This is a genomic window from Shimia sp. R9_1, assembly GCF_017743775.1.
In the GTDB taxonomy this organism is placed as follows: Bacteria; Pseudomonadota; Alphaproteobacteria; order Rhodobacterales; family Rhodobacteraceae; genus Shimia.
On record NZ_JAGHRN010000007.1, the window covers coordinates 56,336 to 82,688 of the forward strand.

At 58.0% G+C, this 26,353-nt stretch carries 20 protein-coding genes; 12 read left to right on the top strand and 8 right to left on the bottom strand.

Going from position 1 to position 26,353, the window contains the following annotated elements; translation table 11 throughout:
* Positions 1-325 precede the first annotated feature (325 nt).
* Together J7399_RS18570 and J7399_RS18575 are read left to right on the top strand one after the other, a co-directional pair.
* Positions 326-1,363 carry an AraC family transcriptional regulator gene (locus J7399_RS18570; RefSeq protein WP_209088716.1) on the top strand — a complete coding sequence of 346 codons (1,038 nt, stop codon included), beginning with the start codon at positions 326-328 and terminating at the stop codon, positions 1,361-1,363.
* Between the two features lie 120 nt (positions 1,364-1,483).
* On the top strand, positions 1,484-4,741 hold the full coding sequence (locus tag J7399_RS18575) for a 1,4-beta-glucanase (protein WP_209088720.1): 3,258 nt from the start codon (positions 1,484-1,486) through the stop codon (positions 4,739-4,741).
* A 6-nt stretch (positions 4,742-4,747) separates the two neighbouring features.
* Here the strand turns inward: J7399_RS18575 and J7399_RS18580 are convergent, their stop codons facing one another.
* On the bottom strand, positions 4,748-5,800 hold the full coding sequence (locus J7399_RS18580) for a LacI family DNA-binding transcriptional regulator (protein ID WP_209088723.1): 1,053 nt from the start codon (positions 5,798-5,800) through the stop codon (positions 4,748-4,750).
* Between the two features lie 101 nt (positions 5,801-5,901).
* Between J7399_RS18580 and J7399_RS18585 the strand changes: the two genes are divergently transcribed.
* From J7399_RS18585 to J7399_RS18600, 4 genes are read left to right on the top strand one after another with little or no spacing between them, the layout of a single operon-like run.
* The gene (locus J7399_RS18585) at positions 5,902-8,229 is read left to right on the top strand and encodes a DUF1989 domain-containing protein (RefSeq protein WP_348539483.1); all 2,328 of its coding nucleotides are present in this window, start codon (positions 5,902-5,904) and stop codon (positions 8,227-8,229) included.
* A complete protein-coding gene (locus tag J7399_RS18590; RefSeq protein ID WP_209088726.1) occupies positions 8,226-9,281 on the top strand; it encodes a glycine betaine/L-proline ABC transporter ATP-binding protein in 1,056 nt (351 codons plus the stop codon). Before J7399_RS18585 ends, J7399_RS18590 begins: the two co-directional genes overlap by 4 nt.
* Positions 9,278-11,080 carry an ABC transporter permease subunit gene (locus J7399_RS18595; protein WP_209088729.1) on the top strand — a complete coding sequence of 601 codons (1,803 nt, stop codon included), beginning with the start codon at positions 9,278-9,280 and terminating at the stop codon, positions 11,078-11,080. Before J7399_RS18590 ends, J7399_RS18595 begins: the two co-directional genes overlap by 4 nt.
* A 32-nt stretch (positions 11,081-11,112) precedes the next feature.
* A complete protein-coding gene (locus J7399_RS18600) occupies positions 11,113-12,066 on the top strand; it encodes a glycine betaine ABC transporter substrate-binding protein (protein WP_209088732.1) in 954 nt (317 codons plus the stop codon).
* Between the two features lie 97 nt (positions 12,067-12,163).
* On the opposite strand, the gene J7399_RS18605 is transcribed toward J7399_RS18600, so the two are convergent.
* From J7399_RS18605 to bhcA, 5 genes are all read right to left on the bottom strand, one after another.
* Positions 12,164-13,399, bottom strand: coding sequence for a urate hydroxylase PuuD (locus tag J7399_RS18605; protein ID WP_209088735.1), 1,236 nt, complete (start codon positions 13,397-13,399; stop codon positions 12,164-12,166).
* A gap of 268 nt (positions 13,400-13,667) precedes the next feature.
* A complete protein-coding gene (gene bhcD / locus J7399_RS18610) occupies positions 13,668-14,633 on the bottom strand; it encodes an iminosuccinate reductase BhcD (protein ID WP_209088738.1) in 966 nt (321 codons plus the stop codon).
* 112 nt (positions 14,634-14,745) lie between these two features.
* Positions 14,746-15,909, bottom strand: coding sequence for a 3-hydroxy-D-aspartate aldolase BhcC (gene bhcC, locus J7399_RS18615; protein WP_209088742.1), 1,164 nt, complete (start codon positions 15,907-15,909; stop codon positions 14,746-14,748).
* Positions 15,910-15,964: 55 nt separating this feature from the next.
* Complete coding sequence (gene bhcB, locus J7399_RS18620) at positions 15,965-16,921, bottom strand: beta-hydroxyaspartate dehydratase BhcB (RefSeq protein WP_209088745.1); 957 nt, start codon at positions 16,919-16,921, stop codon at positions 15,965-15,967.
* 16 nt (positions 16,922-16,937) lie between these two features.
* Positions 16,938-18,128 carry an L-aspartate--glyoxylate aminotransferase BhcA gene (gene bhcA / locus J7399_RS18625; protein WP_209088748.1) on the bottom strand — a complete coding sequence of 397 codons (1,191 nt, stop codon included), beginning with the start codon at positions 18,126-18,128 and terminating at the stop codon, positions 16,938-16,940.
* A gap of 169 nt (positions 18,129-18,297) precedes the next feature.
* Between bhcA and bhcR the strand changes: the two genes are divergently transcribed.
* Positions 18,298-19,146, top strand: coding sequence for an HTH-type transcriptional regulator BhcR (bhcR, locus tag J7399_RS18630; RefSeq protein ID WP_209088751.1), 849 nt, complete (start codon positions 18,298-18,300; stop codon positions 19,144-19,146).
* 95 nt (positions 19,147-19,241) lie between these two features.
* Here bhcR and J7399_RS18635 read toward each other — a convergent pair whose 3' ends face one another.
* Positions 19,242-20,822 (bottom strand): xanthine/uracil/vitamin C permease, encoded by a 1,581-nt coding sequence (locus J7399_RS18635; RefSeq protein WP_209088754.1) that lies wholly within the window; start codon positions 20,820-20,822, stop codon positions 19,242-19,244.
* A 61-nt stretch (positions 20,823-20,883) separates the two neighbouring features.
* The gene (locus J7399_RS18640; protein ID WP_209088757.1) at positions 20,884-21,192 is read right to left on the bottom strand and encodes a hypothetical protein; all 309 of its coding nucleotides are present in this window, start codon (positions 21,190-21,192) and stop codon (positions 20,884-20,886) included.
* Between the two features lie 341 nt (positions 21,193-21,533).
* Between J7399_RS18640 and J7399_RS18645 the strand changes: the two genes are divergently transcribed.
* The 5 genes from J7399_RS18645 (at position 21,534) to J7399_RS18665 (ending at position 26,347) form a co-directional block, all read left to right on the top strand.
* Positions 21,534-22,688, top strand: coding sequence for an ABC transporter substrate-binding protein (locus J7399_RS18645; protein ID WP_209088760.1), 1,155 nt, complete (start codon positions 21,534-21,536; stop codon positions 22,686-22,688).
* 66 nt (positions 22,689-22,754) lie between these two features.
* Positions 22,755-23,816: an iron ABC transporter permease gene (locus J7399_RS18650; RefSeq protein ID WP_247742972.1), complete on the top strand. Its 1,062-nt coding sequence runs from the start codon at positions 22,755-22,757 to the stop codon at positions 23,814-23,816.
* A complete protein-coding gene (locus J7399_RS18655; protein WP_209065385.1) occupies positions 23,813-24,586 on the top strand; it encodes an ABC transporter ATP-binding protein in 774 nt (257 codons plus the stop codon). Before J7399_RS18650 ends, J7399_RS18655 begins: the two co-directional genes overlap by 4 nt.
* Positions 24,587-24,811: 225 nt before the next feature.
* Positions 24,812-25,615 carry a hypothetical protein gene (locus tag J7399_RS18660; protein ID WP_209088763.1) on the top strand — a complete coding sequence of 268 codons (804 nt, stop codon included), beginning with the start codon at positions 24,812-24,814 and terminating at the stop codon, positions 25,613-25,615.
* A gap of 27 nt (positions 25,616-25,642) precedes the next feature.
* Positions 25,643-26,347, top strand: coding sequence for a ShlB/FhaC/HecB family hemolysin secretion/activation protein (locus tag J7399_RS18665; protein ID WP_209088766.1), 705 nt, complete (start codon positions 25,643-25,645; stop codon positions 26,345-26,347).
* Positions 26,348-26,353: the final 6 nt, after the last annotated feature.

Genomic DNA, 26,353 nt, shown 5'->3' on the forward strand with positions numbered 1-26,353 from the left:
CCGACGATCAAATCTACTGACCGCAAGCGAGGGCGATTGGCACGCGGCATGTCGCAATAAATCAGAAGACGCGAGAGACTTCAGAAAAGGTCTTCCGCGCTGTCCCTCTATAAGAAACCCAGATTTCAACCACCTGTTGTGCGCTGCAGGTAACACGATCGCCGTTTTTTCAGCTTTCTACGCGACCGGATCACCGAAAATTGGCAGCCTTCGTTGCAAAGTGGTACGGAGATCCAAAGGCAAATTGGATCCGTCCTATCGGGCGGCGCTGAACAAGACGGAAGGCAAATGCATTTTCTGAGCTCTGGTTACCGTACGGGGTGCCATGCCCGGTATTGAAACCCTGGATGTGGTGCCCAACCACTGGGTGCGATCCATTCTCGCGTTGCCGCATCTTTCTAAGCACCGGCAGGAGGCGCTCGACGCTGCGGGGCTTTCTCGCCGCAGTCTGGAAGACATTGGCGGCCCAATCCCGCGCGGCTCTGAAACGGCGCTTCTGGATTTCTTTTCCGACCGTCTCAATAGCGCCTACGTTGGGGCCGAAATTGGTGTCGCGCTTGATCCGCGCAACAACTCGCTGCTGACATATATTCTGTTCAATTCACACACATTGCATGATGCGATCCACCATGTGCAGCGGTTCACGCCCATCACCCGGCCACGCGCGCGGATTGAGCTGCGAGAAACCAAAGATCACATCGATTTTATTGTCGACGGGGTTGGTCCGAACCTTCTGCTGAACCTCCACCTGATCGAATTCTCGCTTGGCGCGATGTTGGGGGCGCTGCGGACGGCCACCGACACGGCGGGGCTGGCAATCCAGGTCGGTCTGGCCAATCCGCGTCGAAACGGCCGGCGGGAACTGGCAGAGATCTACGGATGCCCAGTCCAGCTGGGCGCGGATCAGAACTATTTGCGCTTCCCTGTCTCGGTTATGGACACAGCCATTCGCGGGGCTGATGAGCATCTTCTGGGGCATCTGACCAGCTACGGCGAAGTGCTGCTCAGTCGCAATACACGCCATCCCGCAACGCTGGCTGAAACCGTTGAACGGCATCTGTTGCATGGCATGGCATCCGGTCGCCCCAAGCTTGGGGATACGGCAGATGCGCTGGGGATGTCTGAGCGCACCCTCAATCGCCGCCTTCAGATGGAAGGCACCAGCTTTCGCGATCTGGTGTCCAACACACAGATGAAACTGGCGCGTGCCTTTCTGAGTGACCCAAATCTGTCCTTGGCGGAAACCGCGCATCTTTGCGGATTTTCGGATCAGAGCAGCTTCACGCAGGCCTATCGCCGCATGACCGGAAAAACACCCAAAGCTGACAGAATATTGCTCATTAAAAGCAACGGGTTGCGATAATCCGCCGATGGCGAACTTCCTAAAAGGAATGGCCGTACATCAACATAAAATCTGTGTTTCAGTTGACCCAAGCGACCACCACTCGCGGAACGACTAACTTGAAACAAGGGCAAACAATTGATGTCAAACGGCACTTTCTCCGACTTCCTATCGGCACTTCTGGCGTTTGAGTCGGGCTGGGATCGGGATCGGTATGAAACCGGCGTCATTCAGGATTGGCAATTGGACACTTGGGCCGGAGGTCCGGTCAAGGATTTCTTCCCGGGCTACAACAGCTGGGGCGACCTGAGCGACAGTGAATGGGAGGCGATGGCCTATCGCTCAACCAATTCGCTTGGCTTTGTCGGGTTTCAATTTGGCGAAGCCCTTCTGATCGATCTCGGCTACTATGACGACGATCAGTTCTATGGCAACGGCGCCTCTACCAACACGTGGGATGGAAGTTGGACGGGGAAAAACGGCGTGACCTCTCTTGAAGAGTTCATGACCAAAGAGGCGCAGACGGTCGCCATTCAGGAGGCGTTTGGCCTCAACCTTCAAATCATCACCAACGGCTTGGAAAACGCGGGACAGAGTCTCGATGATTTTCTCGGTCAGACCACGACCTATACGGATGGGAGCGGCAATACCGTCACGGTGGAGCTGACGCTGACAGGCATTCTGGCCGCGGCCCATCTGCGGGGCGCTTACGGCACGCTGAATCTGTTGCAAAGCGGTGCTGTTTCCACAGACGAATATGGCACGTCGATCCTGCAATATATCGACCAATTTGGCGGCTATGATGCGGCGTCAGTGGAAGACATGATTGCGTTTTTTGAGGATCGCAAAACCGGCGACGAAGGGCTGGGGACCCCGGACGGAAGCACTGGTGGGGCAGACGGGGGTAATACTGGCGGGGAAACTGACAGCGGCTCCGACGGCACTGGGGCTGGAACCACGGGGACAGCGGTCGGCAACGGCACCGCTGGTGTCGACAAAGACAGCGCAAATGTGGTGCTGACATGGACCTATGGGGTGGCCGCACAGGTCACGGATTTTGATCCAGCCACAGATACAATCTTCGTTGATTGGATCTCCGCAAGCGATCTTGAAGTGATCGAAACCAACGGCTCTGTTGTGTTTTCCGTACCCTCCAATCAACAATCGCTTACGCTTGTTGGCGTCACATTGGCGGACTTGTCCGCAGCCAATTTCACCATTCTTGATAACTCGGCGGCGCAGAAAATCCTGAGCCTCATTGGGGATGGTGACAACACTGCAGACAACATCGAGCCAGATACGGACAGCGGTTCTAATACGGACAGTGATGCCGGCGAAGGGGGTGAAACCGGAGGCGGCACCGGCGACTCCGACACTGGCTCCGGGGACAGCGGCGGCGATGACGATGGAACGGATAGCGGCCAAGGCGAGGGCAATACGCCCGAGCCGACGCCAAGCGGGTCAGCAGAGGATTTTGATAACCCGGCGATCAACAAGACAAACGCGGATGTCGTGATCACCTGGGCCTACGGCACGGCGCGTGTCGTGGCGGATTTTGATCCTCAGAGCGATACCATATTCATTGATTGGATCGGTGCAGATGCGCTTGAGATCACCGAGGAAAATGGCTCTGTTGTGATTGCAGTGCCGTCCAACGCGCAGTCGCTGACTTTGCAGGGTGTCACGCTGGATATGCTTGTGGCGAGCAACGTTCACGCGCTCGATGCGACCGCGCGGGCTGAACTTTCCACGATTGTCGGGCAAGGCGATGGGCACGACGGTGGCTCAGATGTCGGGGATGGGGACACCAGCCACGGAAGTGGCGGCCATGGAGATGAGGGTCATGGAGGTGACGGCGAGGAAAGCGACGGGCATGGCGACGGCCATGATGGTGGCGCTGGGCACAGCCATATGCATGTCACGATCAGCTATGACAGCCCCGCACGTGTGATTGATGGCTTCCTGCCCAATATGGGGGATGTGATTGAAATCAGTGCTGATGTGACCGCCGCAGATTTTGAGATTTTTGAGGAATCCGGCGATGCACTGGGCCAGACCGTGCGGGTTGCGATCACCCAAAACGGCGTGACCACTCAGACCATTCTGACCGGCTTTGGCTTGGATGATCTCTCCATTGCCAATTTTTCAGCAGACAACCAGGGTGTGCTCAACGAAATTGCCAGCGCCATCGGCACCCAGATTTCCACCCCAAATGCGGGTGGTTACACCCTCAGCTATGACGCCGACGGCTCTAACCCGGCAGAAGTCACGGGCAGTACGGATGCGGGCGGACGGATCTTTCGGGCTGACAGCAACGCGGATGACATCGTTGGGTTTGATGCCTCCGTCGACCAGATCGATTTTGGCGGAACGTCGGTCCACGGCATGATCGTGACCAAATCTCTTTCGGGCGAAATTGTCATCGACAGCCCTTGGTCCGAGGCCGCCCAGATTGTTCAGGGGGTCACTTACCAGGATGTCAGTATCGAAAGCTTCGGCATCGTCAGGAACGAGCATTTTCGGCAGGACATGGGTGGTGTGATTTCCTGGGAGCAGGGCATTGGCCCCCGCGAGGCGGACACAGTCTACATCCGCAGTCACGAATACGGCAGAGCTGAGGTGATCGACAACTTTGATCCCACCTCAATGAAAATCAGCTTCCTCTACTTCGGCACCCGGGAACGTTTGAGCGTTGAGGATACCGAAGCGGGTTTGATGATCTCCTCTCTGCCCAGTGGGCAAAGCTTTACCTTCGCGGGGGTGAGTAAGGCTGATCTGATCCCGGGCTTGGTCGAGTTCCACTTTGATCAGGTGATGGAGGATAATCTAGAAACGCCGTTTGGCTTTGATCAGAATGAGGTCACGCTTGTCGATCGCACGGTTCTTCTGACACCGGAGGCCCCTCTTGGGGCCACCACAGATGGCTATCAGACCCGCACGGGCGATTTGACGGGCAGCACGGGTAATCCCGATGGTCCAGACCTTGGTGGCGGGGGCGATGGCGATGCAACCGAAACCGGCGGCAATCCTGATGACACGTCTGGTGGCGCAGGGCCAGGCGCGGCGCCCAGCGGTGTGGTGACCCTTGGAGAAGGCATCGATGTTGTTGATATCGATTGGAACTGGGGCGCGCGCACCACAATTGATGGCTTCAATCCCGATGAGGATATGTTTGATTTCAAGTCTCTCAGCGGAGATCAGGTCGACATCAGCGAAGTGGACGGCGATCTGCAGATTGAAGTCCTCAACAATGGTGGAAACGTCACCACATTCACCGGTCTTCAGGCTGAACAGCTGAGCCTTGATAACTTCACCGCAAGTCCAAACAATCCAATCCTTGATGAGGCTGGTTTGTTGATGGCGCAGCTGACCGAATATGGTTTTGACCCGTTGGGGTAACCTGTCTCAGGAAGGGGGCGCGCGCTGACCCTTCTTCCCCTTTGGTCCGGATTTGTTGCCCACGGTTTCGCGTGTGACAAGTCTCGACTGAACTTCAATTGGTGCTGGCGGGCGTTGATCAACAACCCAATTTGCAATGCCTTCGGCCGCCTGCCTGCCCATTTGTTGCACCGGCAAATGCACCGTCGTCAGACGTGGATAGGTTTCCGCGGAGGCCGGCAAATCCTGAATACCCATGACTGATATATCTTTGGGCACAGATTTTCCGGCCCGGTGCAGAGCGTTCAGAGCACCAAACGCGATGACATCTGACAGGCACAAAATGGCGTCATAGTCATTTGGCTGGCTGAGCAATTTCCGCACAGCCTGTGCCCCTCCCGCGACCGAAAGCTCCGTTTCTAGCGCGTTGCGCAGCGCGCCGCCCTGCAGCTCAGCGATGGCGTCAAGGCGCGCTTGTGTGCGGTCATTGAACGCTGTTGGACCATGAACCACCGCGACGTTTTCATGCCCCGATGACCTGAGGTGCTGATAGGCCAGCGCGGCTGCCTTGTGGTTGTCATATCCAATTGTGGGTAAACGATATTCCGGATCAAAACAGGAAATCACCAAGGCTGGCACGTCTCGGCGCTCCAGCATATCAAAGAGCGCCTTTGTGTGGGATTTGCCGGTGAGAACCAGCCCTTCCACCCCATTGTCCAAAAGCTCCTTTGCTTTGCGGGCTTCTTTTTCGGGGTCTTCATCCGTCGTCGCAACCACAAGCGAAAACCCCAGCTCCACAAGGCGGTTTTCCATCGCATTCAAGGTGATCGCAAAGATGTCGTTGTCCAGTGTTGGCACCAGCGCGCCAAGGATTTGAGTGCGGCCTGAATTGATGGCCCGCGCCGCGGCGCTGCGCACAAACCCAAGGTCGTCGATCACCCTTTGCACACGGGATCTGGTGGCTTCTTGCACCAGGTCTGGCGTGTTCAGAACACGGGAGACCGTTGCCACCGAAACCCCTGCTTCGCGCGCGACGTCGCGCAGGTTGGCGCGTTTTTTGTGAGAAGGTGGCCGTGACATTCTGCGACAATACGAGGGTTCTGTAACTGGTTACAGGAAAATCTTGACTCGTTGCGATTTTCGCCATGTAACTAGTTACATCAAATTAAAAGGAGAGTTGCGTGCAGCAAACGCCGGTTCTCAGAGAGTTTAGCAATATGGGGTTTGACGGCACCCGCCGCCGCTTCCCCGGCTTTCCCTCGCGTGCCCGGTTGCTGTCACAGGCGCTCTTTCCGCGAGAGGCCAGCCGGTTTGAGTTGAAGGCCGGTGACCTCCTGTCTTTTGAAACACCACTGAGCGCGCAACAGATCACCCTGCTGGTTTTGGATGCCCGAGGCCAGATTGCTCCCGGCGCTTTGGGCCTGTCTGCGAACGGGCGGCTGGATCTGGAGAGCTTTGACCACCGCGCGCTACTCGGCTGGAATGCCCGTCATGGCGGTGACGATCTTGATGGGGTCGTTGTCACTGAGGTCGAGGCAGACGGGCTGCTGGTGTTTGCGGCCAAGACAGATTGCACGGTTTGGGTAATCCGCGCCTTGCCGGTGGCGGCGCTGGTTTCCGGTGCGCATGTTGGCCAGATCTTCGTCACACGTACCGCCGACACCCCGAATATTGAGGACCTCCTCCCGCCGCCATTGGGGGAGATAAGAGATGAGTTCACGGTCAAGCGTGGCACAGCCATGGCCTATGAGCTGGCAGAAGGCGAGACCGTTCAGATCATCGATGTCGAGGGGCAGCAATGCTCCGATTTCACGGCACTCCGGGAAGATGCGCTCGACCGGGGGCTGGAGCGCGACATCGACAGCACCGCGACCCGCACAATGGTGCGCGGCGCCTATCCGGGGCCGGGGCTGCTGGATAAGTTCTATGACCGCGATCTGAACCCCATGATGCGCGTGCTGCAGGATACATGTGGCCGCCACGACGCCTTTGGCATGGCCTGCACCGCGCGCGGCTATGAGGAACGCGGTTTTCCCGGCCATTTGAATTGTTCTGACAACATCTCCCACGCAGTTGCCTCCTACGGGGTTGGGGCGCGTGTGGCGTGGTCCGCGATCAATTTCTTCTGGAACACTTGGGTTGATCACCAGTCCCATCAACTTCAGACCGAAGAAAGCCACTCTCGGGCCGGGGACTATGTGGCGCTACAGGCATTGCAGCCCTTGGTCTGTGCCTCAACGGCCTGTCCGGACGATCTTGATCCGATCAACGGCTGGAACCCCACCGACATACATGTGCGCATCTACAAAAAAGACGCACCGATCCGCCATGCCGTGGCCTACCGCGAAAAGGAAGATGCGCCCATGTCGATCAGCCAGCAGAGCGCCTTTGCGCCGGAAACCTCCAAGCTGACCAAGCGTTTTGCCCCGGCGCGGGATCTATGGGCGCCCGTCAGTTTCCCTGCCACCGGCGCCATCGGAGAGTATTGGGCCTGTCGCGAGGCGGTCACAATTCAGGATATGTCCGGCCTTAGGAAATTTGACATCATCGGCCCGGATGCGGAGCGGTTGCTGCAACGCGCCACCACCCGTGATGTCTCCAGATTGGCGGTTTGGCGCGGCAGCTACACCTTGATGTGTGATGAGGCAGGGCAGGTCATTGATGACGGCACGCTCTTCCGGCTGGGGCCTGAGCTGTTCCGCTGGTGCTGTGGCTCTGAGGAAAGTGGCCGACAGCTTGATGCGCTCGCCAAGCAAGAAGGCCTGCAAGTGCGTATCCATGCGATGGGCAATGCTCTGCCCAATCTGGCAGTCCAGGGACCAAAATCGCGTGACCTCCTGCGCAAGCTGACCTTTACCCAAAGCACGGTTCCGGCTCTCGATGATCTCAACTGGTTTGGTGTCACCGTGGCGCGGGTTGAGGATCGGGATGGTATACCCTTCATGCTCTCACGCTCCGGCTATACCGGAGAACTGGGTTACGAACTCTTCTGTGCGCGCGAAGACGCTGCCGCTCTCTGGCGGGCTGTTGTAACTGCGGGTGCGGAGTTTGGCATCACGCCCATGGGATCAGCGGCATTGGAGCTTCTGCGTGTGGAGGCGGGGCTGGCCGCCGCACATGCTGAATTTGCGGCGGGTGTGGATGCCTTTGAAGCTGGGCTGGGCTTCGCCGTCAGCCTCAAAAAGGATGGTTTTGTCGGCCATGCCGCACTGAGCCGGAACGCGCAAGCTCCGCGCAAGCTGCTGCGCGGGCTGTGGTTTGAAGGAGATGACGTGCCAGCACATGGCGCGCCAGTCTTCGCCGGAGAGCGTCCGGTGGGCCAGATCACCTCCGCTGTGCGCTCGCCGATGTTTGAGCGCGCCATCGCCATGGCGCGGCTCTCAGTGGAGTTTTCCGCCACCCACACAGCTTTGGAAGTGGGCCAGCTGGATGGCCACATGAAACGTCTCCCCGCCAAGGTGTGTGACATCCCATTTTACGACCCGAAACGAGAGAAGGCCCGAGCATGAGCGATGCGGTTGTCGAAATAGACGGCGTCTGGAAAATTTTTGGTGCTCAGGCGGATGAGGCCATGGCCGCGATCCGGTCAGAAGGCATTGGCAAGGCCGAGGTGCTGGAGCGCTTCGGCGCGGTTGTGGGCGTGAAAGACGCCAGCTTTCAGGTCGCTGAGGGAGAGATCTTTTGCCTGATGGGGCTGTCAGGCTCTGGCAAGTCGACACTTGTGCGCCACATCAACCGATTGATTGAGCCTACCGCCGGTGCCGTGCGCATTCTGGGCGAAGACATTGGCAAAATGCGTCAGGACGCCCTGCGGGCAGTAAGGGGCACCAAGATCGGCATGGTGTTTCAGAATATGGCCCTGCTGCCGCATCGCTCTGTGCGCGACAATATTGGGTTCGCCCTCGAGCTGCGTGGCATGGATGCGTATCACCGCGCACAGCTCGCGGATCAGGCGCTCGAAACGGTGTCATTGCACGGCTATGGGGACAGGCTTCCCTCAGAGCTCTCCGGCGGGATGCAACAACGCGTGGGGCTCGCCCGCGCATTGGCCGCAGATCCTGAAATCCTGCTGATGGACGAGCCGTTCTCCGCACTGGATCCACTGATCCGGCGCAATTTGCAGGACGAGTTTCTTGGGCTGTCCGAAAACCTGAAAAAGACCACAGTGTTTATCACCCATGACCTCGATGAAGCGATCCGGATGGGGGATCGCATCGGCATCATGAAAGACGGCGAGATTGTTCAGATTGGCACCGCCGAAGACATCGTCACCGCTCCGGCTGATGATTACGTGGCGGATTTTGTCGCGGGTATTTCGCGTCTCAAGCTGGTGTCGGCGTCCAAAATCATGGTGTCGCCAGATGCCTATCAGGCCAAGCGAAAACCGCTTGATCTGGCACTGGACCACCCGGAGGCCCGGCCGGAGGATGATCTGGACGCTCTTGTCGAGCTGAGCACGCACTCGGACTTGCCGGTCCTCATCAAGGCAGACGGCGCGCTTGTGGGCGTGGTCGACAAAAACACACTGTTGCACGGACTTCAGGGGAGTGCAGACCAATGAGCATGCAGGCGAGCACAGGGGCCGAACAGCGCAAAATCGAAGACCGCGACGTCTCGATCGAGGCGTTCTGCGTCACCAAAGTGGACTACTACGCCCCGATCTTTGAGCGCCACCAACGCGGGCAACTGCCGCGCTGGCATATGAATATCTGGGGCGTGATTGCGCCTTGGCTCTGGGCCGCCTGGCGGGGTGTCTGGCTGATGTTCTGGGTCTCTCTGGCAATCGACATCATTGCCATTGTCTGTCTCATGCAGGTGATAAAATTCGCCCCGCTTTTGGCAGAGGCACAACTAGATCCGAATGCCAATAAAACGCTCATTCCCCGCTACACCAACTGGATCAGCACCTACGGCACCATCGGCTGGATGCTCCTGATCTTGGGGCGTCTCTGGATGGGGAGTCAGGCGAACCGGTGGTACTACGACCAATACAATCGCTGGCGCATTGATCCGACTGTGGCCAGCGGCGTCACGCCAAAACGGTTGGGAATGGGATTGGCCATTATCCTGATCTGCAGCCCGATCACCACCTACCGCGCGACACAGCTGCGATTGGATGAACGGGCCTGTTTCAACCAGATCCGGGCCGCCGAAAGTGTCGAGAGCCTGATGGCGCAGTACCAGCTGCCCGACGTTGCCACGCTCGGCACAACGGTGCGTGCCGATGCCACTGCGGCGCAGGCGCTTTATGACCAGCTGGACGCGATTTCTGACCGCACCGCAGAGCAGAACACCGCCCGCAGTGCCGCCCGGCGCGATGCGCGTGACCTTGGGCGCAGCGCCGATCTGGTTGAGGAATATGCGGGCATCACAACACGGGACCGGTTTGACTGCTTCTTTATTGATGATTTCCCAACACTGGCACGCCTCGATCCTCCGGAAGACGTGACCTACCGCCGTGTCACAGATGACGCGGGCAATACCGAGGTTGTCGCGCAAATCAAACCGCCGGTTGAAGGCCGCAAAGTCACGCTGTTCACCTATTCTGCGGAAAGCATCGACATCTCCATCAACTGGCTGCGCGCCTCCTTTGCCGGAGCCTTTGACGCGATGACCAATGTGCTGCGGCAATCGCTCATCCGGGTGGAGGTCGCCTTCATGCAGACCCCCTGGCCGGTTGTGGCCTTCCTGTTTTTGGTGCTGAGCTGGACCTTTACCGGCATGGGCACCACGGCGTTCGTGGCCTCGTCTCTGGCCTTTCTCGCGCTGTTTGAGCTGTGGCAGATTGCCATGCAAACCATGGCGCTTGTGGTTGTCTCGACCGCGGTCTGTGTCTTTGTAGGGCTGCCAATCGGCATATGGATGGCGAAAAACAAAATCGCGCGTTTCTTCACCGAACCCATTCTGGACGTGATGCAGACCATCCCGTCGCTCAGCTATCTGGTGCCGGCGGTGGCCTTTTTTGGCATCTCACAGCCGCCTGCGGTTTTGGCCACGGTGGTCTTTGCGATGCCCCCCATGATCAAGCTGACAGCGCTTGGTATTCGGCAGGTGCCCGAAAGCACCAAAGAAGCTGCGCTTGCTTTTGGCGCATCAGAACGACAGCTCCTGCGCAAGGTGGAGCTGCCAATGGCGGTGCCTTCAATCATGGCCGGTCTCAATCAAACCATCATGCTGGCCCTCTCCATGGCCACCATATCCGCCTTCATCGGCGCCGAAGGCCTTGGCGCTATTGTGACGGCCGCGCTGGGCGATGCTCAGGCCGGCAAAGGCCTGCTTGCGGGGATCGCCATCGCGCTGGTTGCGATGATGATCGACCGCATCCTGCGCGGCATTCGAAACTCGTTCAGCCGCATCTAAACCAACCAAAAAACACACAGGGAGAACCTCTCATGAAAACTCTTAAGACATCCGTTGCACTGGCGGTCCTTCTCGGAGCGGCCGCGGGAGCCTCTGCTCAGGAGAAAGTCACCTTCTCAGATTTGAGCTGGAATGGGGCTCAGGCCATTGGCCATGTGCTCTCTACCATCATCGAAGACCAGATGGGCGGAGATGCGGAAATCGTGTCCGGCATGAACCAGGCCGCCGTGATCATGGCCGGTATGGACAAGGGCGATGGCTCCATCGACGTCTTTACCGACCTTTGGATGCCAAACCAGCAGGCGCTCTGGGACGAATATATCGATGGCAACCAGACCGTTGTGACCAACGCGCCTTATCAGGGCACGTCTAACATCTATGTGCCGTCCTACATGAGCGACACGGTCAAAAGCATTGAGGACCTCAAAAATCCCGAAGTGGCCGCCATGTTTGACACCGATGGCAACGGCAAAGGGGAATATTGGGCAGGCGACGTCACATGGGCCTCCACCAAGCGCTGGCAGATCAAGTTCAAATCCTACGGTCTGGACGGGCTGTGGGAGCCAAACATCGTGTCTGCCGACACGTTCAAGGCAGGTCTGGAGGCCGCGTATACAGCTGAGAAACCGCAGCTTTTCTACTATTGGACACCCGAAGCCATCCACGTCAAATATGATCTGACCGCCGTGCAAGAGCCAGCCCGGACCGATGGCTGCGAGGATGTGGATCTCGATGCAGAGGACTGGCTCGAAGTGTCCGAATTCAACTGCGTGATTGCCTCCAACGACATCTACGTCGCCTACTCAAAATCACTGGAAGAGCGCAATCCGCCGGTCGCGCAAATGCTCTCCAACGTGCAGTTTACCGGAGATGAGATCAACGGCTGGATCGTTGAGATGTTTGAAAACAAACGTGATCCGCGCGAAGTGGCCGAAGACTGGATCGCAGACAATATGGACACGGTGAAATCCTGGATTGAGGGCTAAGTCCGACCTGCCTTCAAACGGAAACAGGCCGCATCAGATGCGGCCTGTTTTTTGAATTTGAGTGCGGACGTTTCAAGTGATCGCCGAAAGAGGGCGCTTAGTTCTGCCCACGTGCTTCTTTTACCCAGGCCACAATCAGCTCGCGGGAGTCGCGATCCATCTCGATCGCATTTGGCGGCGGCATGGCGTGAGACAGACCGGCCTGCAGATAAATCTGATCCGCATGACGTGCCACATCTGCCTCGGTTTCCAGCACAACGCCTTTTGGGGGCCAGTGCATGCCCTCCCATGAGGGTTCGCGTGCGTGGCACATAGAGCAGTTCCCGATCACCGCATAATAGGCGTCTTCAAAGCGCTCCGCAGATGCGTATTTCTGCTCGTAAGGCGTCAGTTGACGTGCTTCTGAATCCTCATAGCTTTCACCTGAGCGCGCGGTGGACAGCCACGCAATCACCACCATGAGAACCGCAGTGGCAAGCCAGGTCCAGTTCGGTCCTTTCCCGGTTTTGTGCATGGTGTTGAAGTAGTGGCGGATGGTCACGCCGGTCAGGAAAATCAGGCTTGCGATGATCCAGGAATACTCCGTCGCAAATGCCAGAGGGTAGTGGTTGGACAGCATCAGGAACACGACCGGCAATGTCAGATAGTTGTTGTGGGTCGAGCGGACCTTGGCAATTTTGCCGTATTTCGCATCAGGCGTCCGGCCGGCTTTCAGGTCTGCCACCACAATCCGCTGATTGGGCATGATCTGAAAGAAAACATTGGCGGTCATGATGGTCGCCGTGAACGCCCCCAGATGCAGCAGCGCCGCCCGGCCCGTGAACAGCTGATTGTACCCCCAGGACATGAACACGAGGATGGCAAACAGCAGCAGCATCAACAGTGTGGGCTGTTCGCTCAGCTTGGATTTGCACATCGCGTCATATGCCAACCAACCAATCGTCAGTGAGCCGCCGCTGATCAAAATCCCCTGCCAAAGCGCCAGATCGGCTTTGGTTGGATCGAGCAAAAAGAGTTCGCCGCCAACCCAGTACACAATCATCAGCAGCGCGGCACCAGACAGCCAGGTCGTGTAGCTCTGCCACTTGTGCCATGTCAGGTGCTCGGGCATCTCAGCAGGCGCCACGAGGTATTTCACTGTGTGATAAAACCCACCGCCATGGACTTCCCATTCCTCTCCAAACGCGCCCTTGGGCAGGTGCTCGGCGGGTTTGAGCATCAGGTCGAGTGCGATGAAATAGAATGAGGCCCCAATCCAGGCCATCGCTGTGATGACGTGAAGCCAGCGTACTGAAAATGCGATCCAGTCCCACAAGATTGCCATATCGTACATGGCGGTCCTCCTAAAAGTCGTGTTCTGACACACTCTATTGGAGGCATGTTTATTCTGCTATCGCAGTCAAAAGCCAAGCAGTATCAAAAAAAACGAAACAATGGTCGGCTTTCGGGCCAGCTGCGCCGGGATGGTGCGTATGAATTGGGCGGATAGGCGGTTTCTGCGCGTCAGGATTGGCGGGGTCTGACACGCAAAAAAGCCCGGCATCATCAAGACACCGGGCCGCGCATGCAGTCAGGGGAGTGAGTGGAATGCGCAGAAAGCGTTAGAAATCGACCTCGATGGCGACGCCTTTTTTGACAGCCAGATCGACAACCGCCGCCGCAACCGCGAGATCCTGAAGGCCGACACCGGTGCCATCAAACAGCGTGATCTGATCTGGCGATGTGCGGCCGGCAATCGTGCCATTGATGACAGCGCCGATCTCGGCAACATCAGCGTCTTTGATCAGCCCCTGACCAACCGCGTGCTGCGCTTCGCCGATGGATACCGATTGGGCAACCTCATCGGTGAAGACGTTAGCCCTGACCAAAAGTTCCGCCTCAACCTCTTGTTTGCCCTTGGTGTCGGTGCCCATACAGGCGATGTGGGTGCCCTCTGAAATATGACCCGCCATCACCGAAGGTGAAAATGCCGAGGTGATGGAAATGATCACATCCGCCTCTCTCAGATCGGGCAACGCGACTGCCTCAAACGGCAGCCCGGCCTCATTGGCGACCTTCTCAATGTTTGGCAGCATTTCAGGGTGATAGTTCCAACCAATCACCTTTTCAAAGTTGCGCTGTTCCAGTGCCGCGCGCAGCTGGAATGTGGCCTGATGTCCCGCGCCAACCATACCAATCACCTTTGCATCTTCGCGCGCCAGATGTTTGATCGACACAGATGAGGCGGCAGCGGTGCGCAATGCGGTCAAGAGGTTGCCGCCAACCATCGCTTTGGCCTTCCCGGTGTCCGGATCAAACAGCAATACCGTGGACTGGTGGTTGATCAGATTGCGCTTTTCCAAGTTGTTGGGCCAATAGCCGCCTGCCTTCAACCCGAGGGTCAGTCCCGCTTGATCAAAGCCCCCTTTGAAACCGTAGAGCGCTTCCTCATGGCCGATGGCTTCGCGCACAACCGGGAAATTGTAGGCGTTGCCTGAGGCCATGGCTGCGAAGACTTTCTCCACAGCGTCAAAGGCCGCTTCCCGCGTCATCAGGTCGGCAATCTCGCGTTCAGGAACAATCAGCATATTTTTCTCACTTTGCGTTGGTGCGCCCGCGCGTCGGATCGGAAGAGAAACCGGCACACGGACGTCTTTCTGGCAGCTTCACCCTGCCGCCGCTTTTGCCTCAGGCGTTCAATCAATAGGCCCGGCCGCGCGCTGACACCGGCCAGACGCATTCCACCTTGCCATTGCGCACACCGACGTACCAATCATGCACATTTGCGGTTGGGTCACAGTGCCCCGGCACCAGTTTGAGCTTGTCATTCACTTTCAAGGCGCCGTTCGGATCCATGACAACACCGTGTTCGTCAGAGCATTTGATGTATTCCACGTCATCACGCCCAAAGATCACGGGCAGACCTGAATCGACGGATTGCGCCTTGAGGCCCGCGTCCACAATCGCCTTGTCGGATTTTGCATGGCTCATCACGGAGGTCAGGATGAAGAAAGCGTTTTCCCATTCGCCCTGATCGATGCGGTTGCCGTCTTTGTCCAGAATGCGGCCATAGTCCGCGTCCATGAAGGCGTAGGAGCCGCATTGGAGCTCGTTGTAGACGCCCGAATTGGACTCAAAATAGTAGGAGCCAGTGCCGCCACCGGAAACCAGCTCACATGTGATGCCCGCATCCTTCAATCCGGCAACGGCGTCTTCCACCATGGCAATCGCGATATCCAGTTTGGCTTTGCGATCCTCATAGCTGTCCATATGTTGCATGGCCCCCTGATAGGCCTGAATGCCGCTGAATTTCAGGTTGTCCGCCGCCTTGACCGCCTTGGCGATTTTCACGACCTCCTCGGTGGAGGTCACACCACAGCGCCCTGCGCCACAGTCGATCTCGATAAACACTTCCAGTTCTGTGCCATGTAGCCCTGCAGCTGATGATAGGTCGGCGACATTCTCCAGATCATCAACGCAAACGATGGTGCGGCTGCCGAATTTGGGCAGGCGGGCCAAACGGTCAATCTTGGCGGGGTCACGGACCTGATTGGACACAAGAATGTCTTTGATCCCGCCGCGTGCAAACACCTCGGCTTCCGAGACTTTCTGGCAACACACGCCAACCGCGCCGCCCAGTTTCTCCTGAAGCTTGGCCACATCCACCGATTTGTGCATCTTGCCATGCACCCGATGGCGCATGCCGTGCGCCTTGGCATAGTCTCCCATTTTCTTGATGTTGCGCTCCAGCGCATCAAGATCCAGCACCAATGCCGGTGTCTGAATATCCGCTTCGTCCATCCCCGGTTTGGCGGGAATGTCATAGCCGACTTCGAAATCATTGAGGTTGCTCAGGTCTTTCATTTCATGCTCCTCCGTCAGAATTTGCCCGCGCCTTGGGGCTGTCTCGATGTTTGGGTCAAGGGGCCGTGAGCCAGGGCAGGGTGTCGAGATCGACATTCCCACCGGTGACAATCAGGCCGACACGTTTGCCTTTGAAGGCCTCGGGGTTCTTCAGAACCGCGGCCATCGGCACCGCACTTGAGGGCTCCATCACGATCCTCAGGTGCTTCCAGATGAGTTTCATCGCGTCGATGATCTCTTGCTCAGAAGCGGTATAGATCTCGCTCACGTGGCTGGACACAAAGTGCCATGTCAGATCTTTGAGCGGCACAAGCAGACCATCCGCGATGGTCTTGGGGGCATCATCGGCAATGATATGACCCGCCTTGAAGCTGCGGTAAGCGTCGTCGGCCTGTTCCGGCTCGGCGGCAATCACCTGCGTTTCCGGCGCCAGCGTGGCGAGTGTCAGGCAGGTGCCCGAAATCATCCCGCCGCCGCCAATGGGCGCCACTACCGCATCGAGCCCGTCCACCTGCTGGACGAATTCCTTGGAACAGGTGCCCTGACCCGCGATCACCCGCGGATCGTTGTAAGGATGGACAAAATCGCCACCGCTTTCCGCCTGCACCTTGGCAAAGGTCTCCTCGCGCGACGATGTCGATGGCGCGCATTCGGTGATTTTGCCGCCATAGCGACGCACAGTGTCTTTCTTCGCTTGCGGCGCCGTGCTCGGCATAACGACATTGCAGGGAATGCCGCGTTTCATGGCGGCGTAGCTCAGGCAGGAGGCATGGTTGCCCGAAGAATGCGTCGCCACGCCTTTTGTTGCCTGCGCGTCATCCAATCCAAACACGGCATTGGTCGCGCCCCGCACCTTGAACGCGCCCGGTTCCTGAAAGTTCTCACATTTGAAGAACAGCTTGGCCCCGGTCAGCTCATTAAGATAGTCCGATGCCCGCACCGGGGTTTGGCGAATATAAGGCTTGATCCGCGCGTGAGCGCTCAGCATGTCGTCATAGGTCGGGATATACATTCCAGCTGCCTCTCTCTTATGCGGCGTCTTGCCGGGGCACAGCTGTGTTGCCGCGGTAATAGTCCTGCGCGGCGGCGACGCCTGAGCCCAGAGTGATATCCAGTCCCAAGTCGGCCATGCACATTTCAGCCGTGGCGATGCCGGACAGGGCCATCACATCGGTGAGGCTGCCCAGATGGCCAATGCGGAACACCTTTCCGGCCACCTCGCCAAGTCCAACACCAAAGGCGACGCCGTATTTGCTGGCCGCGTGGGTCACGATGTCGGTGGCGTTGAAGCCCTCGGGCGTGCGGATGGCGCTGACCGTATCTGAGTAAAGCGACGGGTCAGCGGCACAAAGGTCCAGCCCCCAGGCCCGCACAGCCGCCCGCACACCTTCCGCGATGCGATGGTGACGTGCAAAAACGTTTTCAAGCCCCTCATTGAGCAGCATGGTGCAGGCTTCATTCAACCCATTGAGCAGCCCAACGGCGGGCGTGTAGGGATAAGCGCTATTGGCATAGCCTGCGCGCATGTCGGCAATGTCAAAAAAGGTGCGTGGCAGCGCGGCGCTCTGGCTGGCCTCAACCGCTTTCGGGCTGAAGCCCACAATGGCCAGACCCGCGCTCAGCATGAAACCCTTTTGCGAGCCGGTCACCGCAACATCCACACCCCATTCATCCATGCGAAAGTCCATCGACGCGATAGAGGACACGCCGTCCACAAACAGCAGCGCAGGGTGCCCCGCCGCATCCAGCGCCCGGCGCACGGCGGCGATGTCAGATTTCACTCCGGTTGCGGTTTCATTGTGCGTGGCCAGCACGGCCTTGATTTCATGCTGCGTGTCTGCGCTGAGGATCTCTTCATAGCGCGCCGCCGGCAGGCCTTCTCCCCACGGGGTCTCCACAACCTGAACATCCAGGTCATGACGCTCGCACATGTCGATCCAGCGGTGGCTGAACATCCCATTGCGCGCCGCGAGAATTTTGTCGCCAGCCGACAGGCAGTTGGTCAAAGCGGTCTCCCAGCCTCCGGTGCCGGTGGCGGGAAAGATGAAGATTTCCGCGTTTGCGCTTTTGAGAATCTCGCGCACGCCTTTGCGGGCCGGATGCAGGATTTGCCCAAACAGCGGGGACCGATGGTCAATCGTTGGCATGTCGCAAGCCTTGCGCAGGCTTTCGGGAATATTCGTCGGGCCGGGGATGAAGACGGGGTTTTGAAAGCTCATGGATAATCTCCTTGCGTCACAGAAACGACGATAAGCAGGAGTGCGGCACCGCGATATTTTTTTGATTTTTGGTCGTGAAGTCCGGGTGGATCAAAAAATCTGTTTGTTGTCAGGTGCTTGATTTTTTTATATAATGAATTTGGTTTTCACTTCGAAAATATGAGTATTTATGGATTTTCAAGATAATCAGGTTTCGAACGCTCGAAAGTCCCGGGGAAGGCCCCGTGGCTGGGATGACAAGACCGCGCAGAACACGATCAAATCTCTGGATCGCGCCATGGAGGTCTTCGAATATCTCAGCGAGGCGCAAGGCAAGCCCTTGTCTCAACTCGCCGATGAGATGGGGCAATCTCCGGCCACGGTTTACCGGGTGCTGATCACGCTTGAGGGCCGCGGTCTGGTGGAATTTGATCGCTACGAGCAGGTCTGGCACATCGGCCCCCGCGCCTTTGTGATCGGGGCAAGGTATCTGCGCCGAACCAGCTTGGTCGATCGCGCCCGCCCAATCATGCGCCGTCTTATGGAAGAAACAGTTGAGACCGCCAATCTCGGCGTGGAACGCGAAGGCGCGGTGCTGTTTCTCAGTCAGGTGGAAACCCATGCCAGCATTCGGGCGTTTTTTCCACCCGGCACCCTGTCTCAGATGCACGCCTCTGGGATTGGCAAGGCACTCCTCGCACATATGGATGCTGACCGGCTGGAGCGTGTCCTCTCGGCCAACGCGCTTGAGGCCTTCACCGACTTTACCATCACAGACCGGGCTGCTCTGCACGCCGATCTCGCGCTAATACGCGAGAGAGGGTATTCGTTGGACAATGAGGAGAAAAATATCGGCATGCGCTGCATCGCTGCGCCGGTGTTTGATCTCAACAATGAAGCGGTTGCCGGGATTTCGGTCTCTGGCCCTACAAGCCGTGTTGGATCTGAAGAGATCGCCCGTTTCAGCCAACCGGTGTTGGAAGCAGCGCAAGCTCTGACCGTGGCCATCGGGGGAGAAGCGGCGTCAACAACGTCCTGAAGAACGGCGCACCGTGCTCGGGCTATCCGGGCTTAGTGTGCAGGCCATCCACGGAAGGTGTTGAGGCAGCCTGCACATTTGGTGCCTTTGGGGGCTTATTCCGCCGGTGCCGGAGCGTCTTCCACCACCGCGTTCTGGTTCACCATGTCGTCCTCACGGTGAAAGAGCGGATAGATATAGAGGAAGGCTGCAGAGATCAGGTAACCGGCGGTCACACCTGACAGTTCAGGCCAATGCAGGCTCGCGCCGTGGATGATACCAACCGCTGACATGGCTGACGCAGCCAGGGCAAAGCCTCCGGCATTGCGGAAGCGGCCATCAATCACACTTGCAACAATCGCGCCCCAAATAAGGCCCGTCAGAATGGCCCCTTGAGACAGGGCGAGATGGCCTTCAAAATGCGCCCCTTGCTGAAGCAGGGCGGCGGTCAGCGCCTCGTCACCAAGCTGAGGCAGCCCGGCAACCCCGACCGCACCCAAAGCGCCCATGAGGGAGCCCCATTTGACCATAAGAAAGGCTGAGACATGCGGCATCATCGCGATGGTCACAGCGGCCATATGCTCGGTTTTGACCGAATGCGCGGTGTTGGTGATCAGACTCAGCGCCACAAACACCAGAACCGGCGCGGCGGCGGCCACCGGTATAAGGTTGTTGAGGAAGGCCAGCAGCCCCAGAAAGGCAGCCACTGGAATGACCACGCCAACCCCGATGATATAGCCCGCACGCGCGCCCATGCGCTTGTAAGCCGGATGCCCGATATAGGCCGTGGTTGGGAAGGGCGAGCCAAACACCGCGCCCACCATGGTGCCCAGACCATCGGTGATCTGGCAGGTTGCCACAGGATAGTGATCCCCTGCCGCTTCCGCGCTCTCCACGTTGTTCATCGTCTCAATGAAGTTGTAGATCTGAACCGGTATCAGCACCAGAAACAGCTCCGGATTGGCAAACAGATGCTGAATGCCGGCAATCAGATCGCCGAAATAGGGCAGGGGCGCATAAAAGCCAACACCGTCCGCGCTCAACTTGGCCTCACCGATGCTCAGCGCCACGATTGTGCCCACGATCAAGGCCAACAGACCTGCCGGAATGTTATAAGGCAGGCGGAAGCGCCCAACGAGGCCCCAGAGAATGATGATCATTGAGGCAAAGCCGATGAACGGGTTCTCAAACACCGTGGCTAGCGGCACGGTGCCAATGAACACCAGCGCGATGCCGCACAGGGTGCCCAGCATCCCGGCGCGCGGCGTGACCCGTTTGAGCCACGGGCCAATCACCGCCCCCAGAGCGGCGACGATGCCCCCCATAAAGCCAGCGCCAATCCCGACCTGCCAGGCCAGCATCGGATCATTTGTGGACCAGTAGATCGGGCCGATCACACCAAACAGGTAGACAAACATAACCGGTGTCGAAATGCCGTAAGGCATCGCGGTCACATCACGCCCATGCTGGGCGGCGGCGCGTTTGGCGAGGCCGACATAGACGGCAATACCGGCGAGAATGGCTACAGCAGCGCCCGGCACGATCCGGCCGTAAACGATGTCTGCGGGCATGTTGAACACGAACTGACAGATCCCTGCCAAGACCATCAGATTGATCAGGTTGTCGGTAAACAGCGCCCAAAACGCGCTGAAATCGCTGCGGTGAAACAGCTTGTAGGTATAACTACCATCCCTCATTGGGACCTCCATCTGTTAGCCGTGTGGGCGGTTTCTCCTCAAACCGCGCACACGGCGTTTCTCACTGCGCCGCGATATGCGGAACAGAGCCCCAAACTTGGGGAATTGCGGCAGTTTCAGAGGTCAGAGCAGTGGTGACGTCGGCTTTAACAGTCGCGCCAATCTCTGCAGGCCGCTTGTCGCGGCTACCGCCTGCCCCGATAGGGCAGATAAAGGGTGCGATGGATCGCCCATCGCGGAATTCAGCACATCCGGGTTTGAACCGGGCGCGTTTGGTGTGAGAACCGGTCAGGCAGACATAGGCGTCGGCTCCCATCACAGGAAGCGCGACTGCACCACTTTGGCAGCGTATTTCATCCTGATGCGCCATGTGCCCTAGAGGCCTCCTCCGGTCCTATCCGAGGTTTTCAGATTGTCGGCAGTCTAGGGATTCTGATTGCGCAAAATAGCGGTGGCTTTCCCGAAATATTTTCAATGGATTTTTGATAAAGCACGCCGCGATTCAGGTGCGCTTTGCGCTGTTTGACGTATCTAGAACGCGCCCGCAACCCAGCGAACCCGCATAGGATGCACGGGTGAGGTGTAGTCTCAAAGAAACGCTTCGCGGGCCTCTCAAACGCCAATTTGATAACTTGACAAAAATAATAAGACAAATCTATCAGTGCGCAGCCCATGGCCGCCGCCATGGGAAACATTTTCAGGGAGAGACCCATGTCCGTCACATCATTGACGCGGGGTCTTTGCTCCGCCGCCGCAGCTCTGACGCTATCCATCGCGTCCGCCACGTTCGCATTTGCAGAGACCATCAAATTGACCGACATCGCCGGGCGCGTTGTCGAAGTAGAGAAAAATCCGTCCAAAGTGGTGATTGGCGAAGGTCGCATGATCTACTCCATCGCTCTGCTGGATCAGGAAAACCCGTTTGCCCGTGTCGTCGGCTGGAAAGACGACATGATCAACTATGATCCCGATGCCTACCGCAAATATCTGGCAACCTATCCAGAGATCGAGGATCTGCCGAGCTTTGGCAGCCCCTATTCTGACGAGTGGAATCTTGAGGCCGTGATCGCGCTGGGCACCGAGGTTGTGTTCATGAACCTTGGCAACCTGCTCAAGGCGCAGGAAAGCGGCATCATCGACAAGCTGGAAGAAGCCGGTGTTGCGACCGTCTTTGTGGATTTCCGCCAGAACCCGACAGAAAACGCCCTGCCCAGCATTCAGCTGATGGGCCGTATCTTTGACAAACGCGACGAAGCAGACGCCTTTGCCGATTTCTACCAGCAGCAAACCAAGCTGATCTACTCCCGCGTGGCGCAGATCCCGGCGGAAGAGCGCCCTATCGTCTTCATTGAAAACGCAGCGGGCTACAATCCAAACAAATGCTGCTCCACCTACGGCGCGGCAAACCTGGGCCGCTTGGTGGACCTGTCTGGCGGTCGCAACTGGGGCTCGCTCAAATTCCCGGGCTTTAAAACCAATGTCAGCCTTGAGGCCATCTTTGCGGATGACCCGGACGTGATCATCGGCACCGGTGCCAACTGGTCAGAAGCCAACCCGGACACCATCGCTGTGCTCTTTGGCTATGAGGCCGATGCCGCCACGGTGCAGGAACGTCTGGCAGGTCTTGCCGCACGTGAGGGATGGCCAGAGCTCTCTGCCGTGAAGAACGGCCGTTTCCACTCGGTCTACCACCAGTTCTACAACAGCCCCTACCACTTTGTGGCGATGCAGGCCTTTGCCAAATGGCTGCACCCGGAGCTGTTTGCCGATGTAGATCCAGAGGCCACCGTGCAAGAGCTGCATGACCGCTTTCTGCCGATTGACTATTCGGGCGTCTTCTGGGGCACCCTGAAATCCGGCAGCTGATCACGCTGCTCTTCGCCCCGATTGGCTTTGTGTCAGTCGGGGCTTTTTGCCTTAAGAGGATTTTTGATGAGTGCGGAACTGACAGCGCAGCAGATGCGGCAGAGCTATGGCGCGCAGGTCGCCCGGCGGTACGGCATGATTGGCGTGATTGCCACGCTTCTGGCCATAAGCTTCTTTCTGGATGTGGCGACCGGCCCCGGGCATTATCCACTGTCGACAGTGGCCGAGGTGTTTCTTGACCCGCTCTCACACGGTGTTCGGCTGAAGGTCATTGTCTGGGACTATCGCTTGCCGGTGGCGGTCACCGCCGTGCTGGTCGGCGCGCTGCTGGCCGTGGCCGGCGCGCAGATGCAGACCATCCTGAACAACCCGCTGGCAGAGCCTTTCACATTGGGCGTGTCTGCGGCGGCCAGTTTTGGCGCCTCCTTGGCGATCGTGCTCGGGGTTTCGGTGATCCCGGCGGTCGGCCCGCTGCTTGTGACAACCAACGCCTTTGTTTTTGCGCTTGCCACATGTGGGTTCATTCTCTTGGCCACACGCCTCAAAGGCGTCGGCTCTGAAACCATGATCCTCTTTGGCATCGCCATTTTCTTCACCTTCTCGGCGCTTCTGGCGTTGATGCAATATATGGCTTCTGAGGATCAGATCGCGCGGATTGTTTTCTGGATGATGGGCTCTCTCAGCCGCGCGAGCTGGGAAAAGATCAGCATCGGCGCGCTTCTCTTGGCCGTCGCAATCCCGTTCAACCTGCTGCGGACCTGGCCCATGACCGCCCTGCGCATGGGCGAGGCCACTGCAGAAAGCATGGGGGTCGATGTGGCCCGCTTGCGTGTGGAGATGCTGATCTGCGTATCGCTGCTGGCCGCGACAGCGGTGTCCTTTGTGGGCACCGTTGGTTTTGTCGGCCTTGTCGGGCCGCATATTGCCCGCCTTCTGGTTGGGGAAGATCAACGCTTCTTTGTGCCCCTGTCCGCCCTGGTGGGCGCATTGGTGTTGTCGCTCACATCGCTCATCTCCAAATCCATCACCCCAGGCATCATCTACCCGATCGGCATCATCACCTCGCTGATCGGGGTGCCGGTCTTCATCTCCATCATCCTCAGCACACGACGGGAGAAATTGTCATGACACTGCGTGTCACAGATGTGAATGCCGGATATGGCAAGGTGCAAATCCTGCGCGATGTCTGCCTTCCCGACATCGCCCCCGGCAGTTTTGTCGGGCTGATCGGCCCCAATGCCGCGGGCAAATCCACGCTGTTCAAAGTGCTCGCGGGGCTGCTTGCGCCCTCTTCAGGACAGGTAATGTTGCAGGGACAAGACATTACCCATCTATCCCGCAAAGAACGGGTGCGCCGCATCGCCTATATGCCGCAGGCCTTTGGCTGCAACGCTTTGCTTACGGTGTTTGAGAGTGTTTTGCTTGCGCTCAAACAAACCACAGGCTGGCGCGTGCGCAATGACAATCTGGACCGCGTGGCGGACACGCTCAACGCGCTTGGCCTGTCTCATCTTGCAGATCGTGGAATAGCGGATCTGAGCGGCGGTCAGGCGCAGATGGTGGCCGTTGCCCAAACCATCGTGCGCGCGCCGGATGTGATCTTGTTGGATGAACCAACCAGTGCGCTGGATTTGCATCATCAGCTGTCGATCATGACCTCAATCCGCAGCGAAATGGAGCGCAAGCACCCCATCGTGATTGCCGCTTTGCACGACCTCAATCTCGCAGCCAAATTCTGTGACCGTCTGGTGCTCCTGCGCCAAGGCGCCATCCTCGCTGATGGGACGCCAGAAGACATTCTTGCACTGTCAGAGATTGGCGCCACCTACCGGGTGCAAACCGATCTGGAGCGCACCAAACGTGGCGTGCTCTATGTGGACGCAAGGCTGTCTGCCTGAACGCAATCAAACGAAGAGGGGGCGCAGATCTGATCCGCGCCCTCTTTGCTTCGTTCCGCCTGCCCATCAATTTCACCAAATAACCTCTTCTGTCCGCTACGAAGTGGCGCGTGACGGCAACTCTTGTGTCGGCACGGGCGCCTGAACCGCGTTTTTTGTTTACCGGTTGTTTTGTTGGCGGCTAGGCTTGTCGCAGGTTGCACCTTTGGTTTTGGTATGTGCTCTATGCGGTTGTCTTTGCGTGATTGCGCCAGTTTTGTTCTCTGTTTTGCGGTTTGGGCTGTTCCCCTGCGTGCGCAGAGCTGGGATGCGCAAGCCACCCACAGCGTCAAAGGCGTCACCGTTTATGACGCCGACGTCCTGCTCACCTTTGCCGGCCAGGTTGCCTTCGAGCGTCACGGGCCGATCACAGCAGAACAGGTTGCCGCCGCGATTTCACAGATCTATCGCGAGGACGGCTATTTTCTGGCCGAGGCCCGTGTGGCGTCTGATGGCCGCGCAATCGTGGTGGATGAAGGTCACATTCAGGAGGTGATCATCGAAGGCGTCGACGCGCGCACATACGCCGCTCTGGAGCGTCTGTTTGCGCCGCTGATCTCTGTGCCTGCACTGCCGCTCAAACGTTTTGAACGCGCGGTGATGCTGGCAGAAGATATCCCCAACATTGACCTCTCCACCGAGATAGATTTCCCGTCGTCCAACGGGGCTCGTCTGCGTGTGTTGGTTGAGGAACAAGCCAAATCCGCAGGCACGGCCACGCTCGACAACCCGCCGCGGGAATTTGGTGAAGCCCTGAGCCTCTATCTGGCACAGGAATTTTATTCCGCCTTTGCTGTCGGCGATCTTCTCCGGCTTGAGGCCTCAGGCACCATCAACTGGGATCAGGACAACGAGGAGTCCCTTTGGGGCGCACTTACCTACCGTTTGCCTCTGCACAGCAACGGGCTTGATGGCGAGCTCTATTATGGCTCAGTGAATGCGCGCCGTGACATATCCGGCAGCTTTGCGAGAACAGAGATCGACGGGTAAAACCTAGCGCTCGCTCTGGGCTACCCGGTGGTCAGAGACGTTGAAAGCTATGGCTACCTGCTGCTGGATTATCGCCTGTCCCAATCAGATTCAGAAAGCGGCGGCGTTCCTCTGTCCAGCGAAGCGGATGTCATCGGTCTAACCTATCTTTACGGCAAGAGCTTCGCCAGCGGCGGGGCCTTGGAAGCGGGAGCCACGCTGTCTTTTGGAGAGAACGAAGACAGCAATACCGCACCGGGATTTGATGATGGAGATGCCTCCTTCTGGCATCTGCGCGGCGGTTTTGGATACGAGAGCCCGCTCAGCGCGCTTGCCGCCAATACTGCGTGGCGCACAGAAATCTGGGGCCAGTACACCAATGATCGACTGCCTTCTGTCGAAGAGTTCTTCCTCGGCGATCGCTACGGTTTGCGCGGCTACCGCTTTGACGAAGTGGATGGAGATTCCGGCGTCAGTGCTCTGTTCGAGCTGTCTCAAAGCTATTTTCCAGACACGCCCGGCATCAACCGTGTCTCGCCGTTTGCGTTTTTGGACCTTGGCTATGTGTCCAACAACGCACCTGCAGATTTTGAAGTCGATGACGCCACGCTGGCCTCTGTTGGGATTGGCGTCGACATCGACTTCCGCCGCAATCTCTTCCTGTCAAGCTACGTGGGATTTCCGCTGAAAGACGGCCCATTGACCGAGGCTGGGGATGCGGCCGCCTATATCGCTTTGACAACCAGTTGGTGAGGGGAC

Coding starts and splice junctions, on each gene's coding strand:
- J7399_RS18575 (WP_209088720.1), top strand. CDS start 1,484: ATGTCAAACGGCACTTTCTCCGACTTCCTATCGGCACTTCTGGCGTTT.
- J7399_RS18655 (WP_209065385.1), top strand. CDS start 23,813: ATGACACTGCGTGTCACAGATGTGAATGCCGGATATGGCAAGGTGCAA.
- bhcB (WP_209088745.1), bottom strand. CDS start 16,921: ATGTATATCCCGACCTATGACGACATGCTGAGCGCTCACGCGCGGATC.
- J7399_RS18640 (WP_209088757.1), bottom strand. CDS start 21,192: ATGGCGCATCAGGATGAAATACGCTGCCAAAGTGGTGCAGTCGCGCTT.
- J7399_RS18590 (WP_209088726.1), top strand. CDS start 8,226: ATGAGCGATGCGGTTGTCGAAATAGACGGCGTCTGGAAAATTTTTGGT.
- J7399_RS18605 (WP_209088735.1), bottom strand. CDS start 13,399: ATGTACGATATGGCAATCTTGTGGGACTGGATCGCATTTTCAGTACGC.
- bhcA (WP_209088748.1), bottom strand. CDS start 18,128: ATGAGCTTTCAAAACCCCGTCTTCATCCCCGGCCCGACGAATATTCCC.
- J7399_RS18595 (WP_209088729.1), top strand. CDS start 9,278: ATGAGCATGCAGGCGAGCACAGGGGCCGAACAGCGCAAAATCGAAGAC.
- bhcR (WP_209088751.1), top strand. CDS start 18,298: ATGGATTTTCAAGATAATCAGGTTTCGAACGCTCGAAAGTCCCGGGGA.
- J7399_RS18600 (WP_209088732.1), top strand. CDS start 11,113: ATGAAAACTCTTAAGACATCCGTTGCACTGGCGGTCCTTCTCGGAGCG.
- J7399_RS18580 (WP_209088723.1), bottom strand. CDS start 5,800: ATGTCACGGCCACCTTCTCACAAAAAACGCGCCAACCTGCGCGACGTC.
- bhcC (WP_209088742.1), bottom strand. CDS start 15,909: ATGAAAGACCTGAGCAACCTCAATGATTTCGAAGTCGGCTATGACATT.
- J7399_RS18645 (WP_209088760.1), top strand. CDS start 21,534: ATGTCCGTCACATCATTGACGCGGGGTCTTTGCTCCGCCGCCGCAGCT.
- J7399_RS18635 (WP_209088754.1), bottom strand. CDS start 20,822: ATGAGGGATGGTAGTTATACCTACAAGCTGTTTCACCGCAGCGATTTC.
- J7399_RS18570 (WP_209088716.1), top strand. CDS start 326: ATGCCCGGTATTGAAACCCTGGATGTGGTGCCCAACCACTGGGTGCGA.
- J7399_RS18650 (WP_247742972.1), top strand. CDS start 22,755: ATGAGTGCGGAACTGACAGCGCAGCAGATGCGGCAGAGCTATGGCGCG.
- bhcD (WP_209088738.1), bottom strand. CDS start 14,633: ATGCTGATTGTTCCTGAACGCGAGATTGCCGACCTGATGACGCGGGAA.
- J7399_RS18660 (WP_209088763.1), top strand. CDS start 24,812: ATGCGGTTGTCTTTGCGTGATTGCGCCAGTTTTGTTCTCTGTTTTGCG.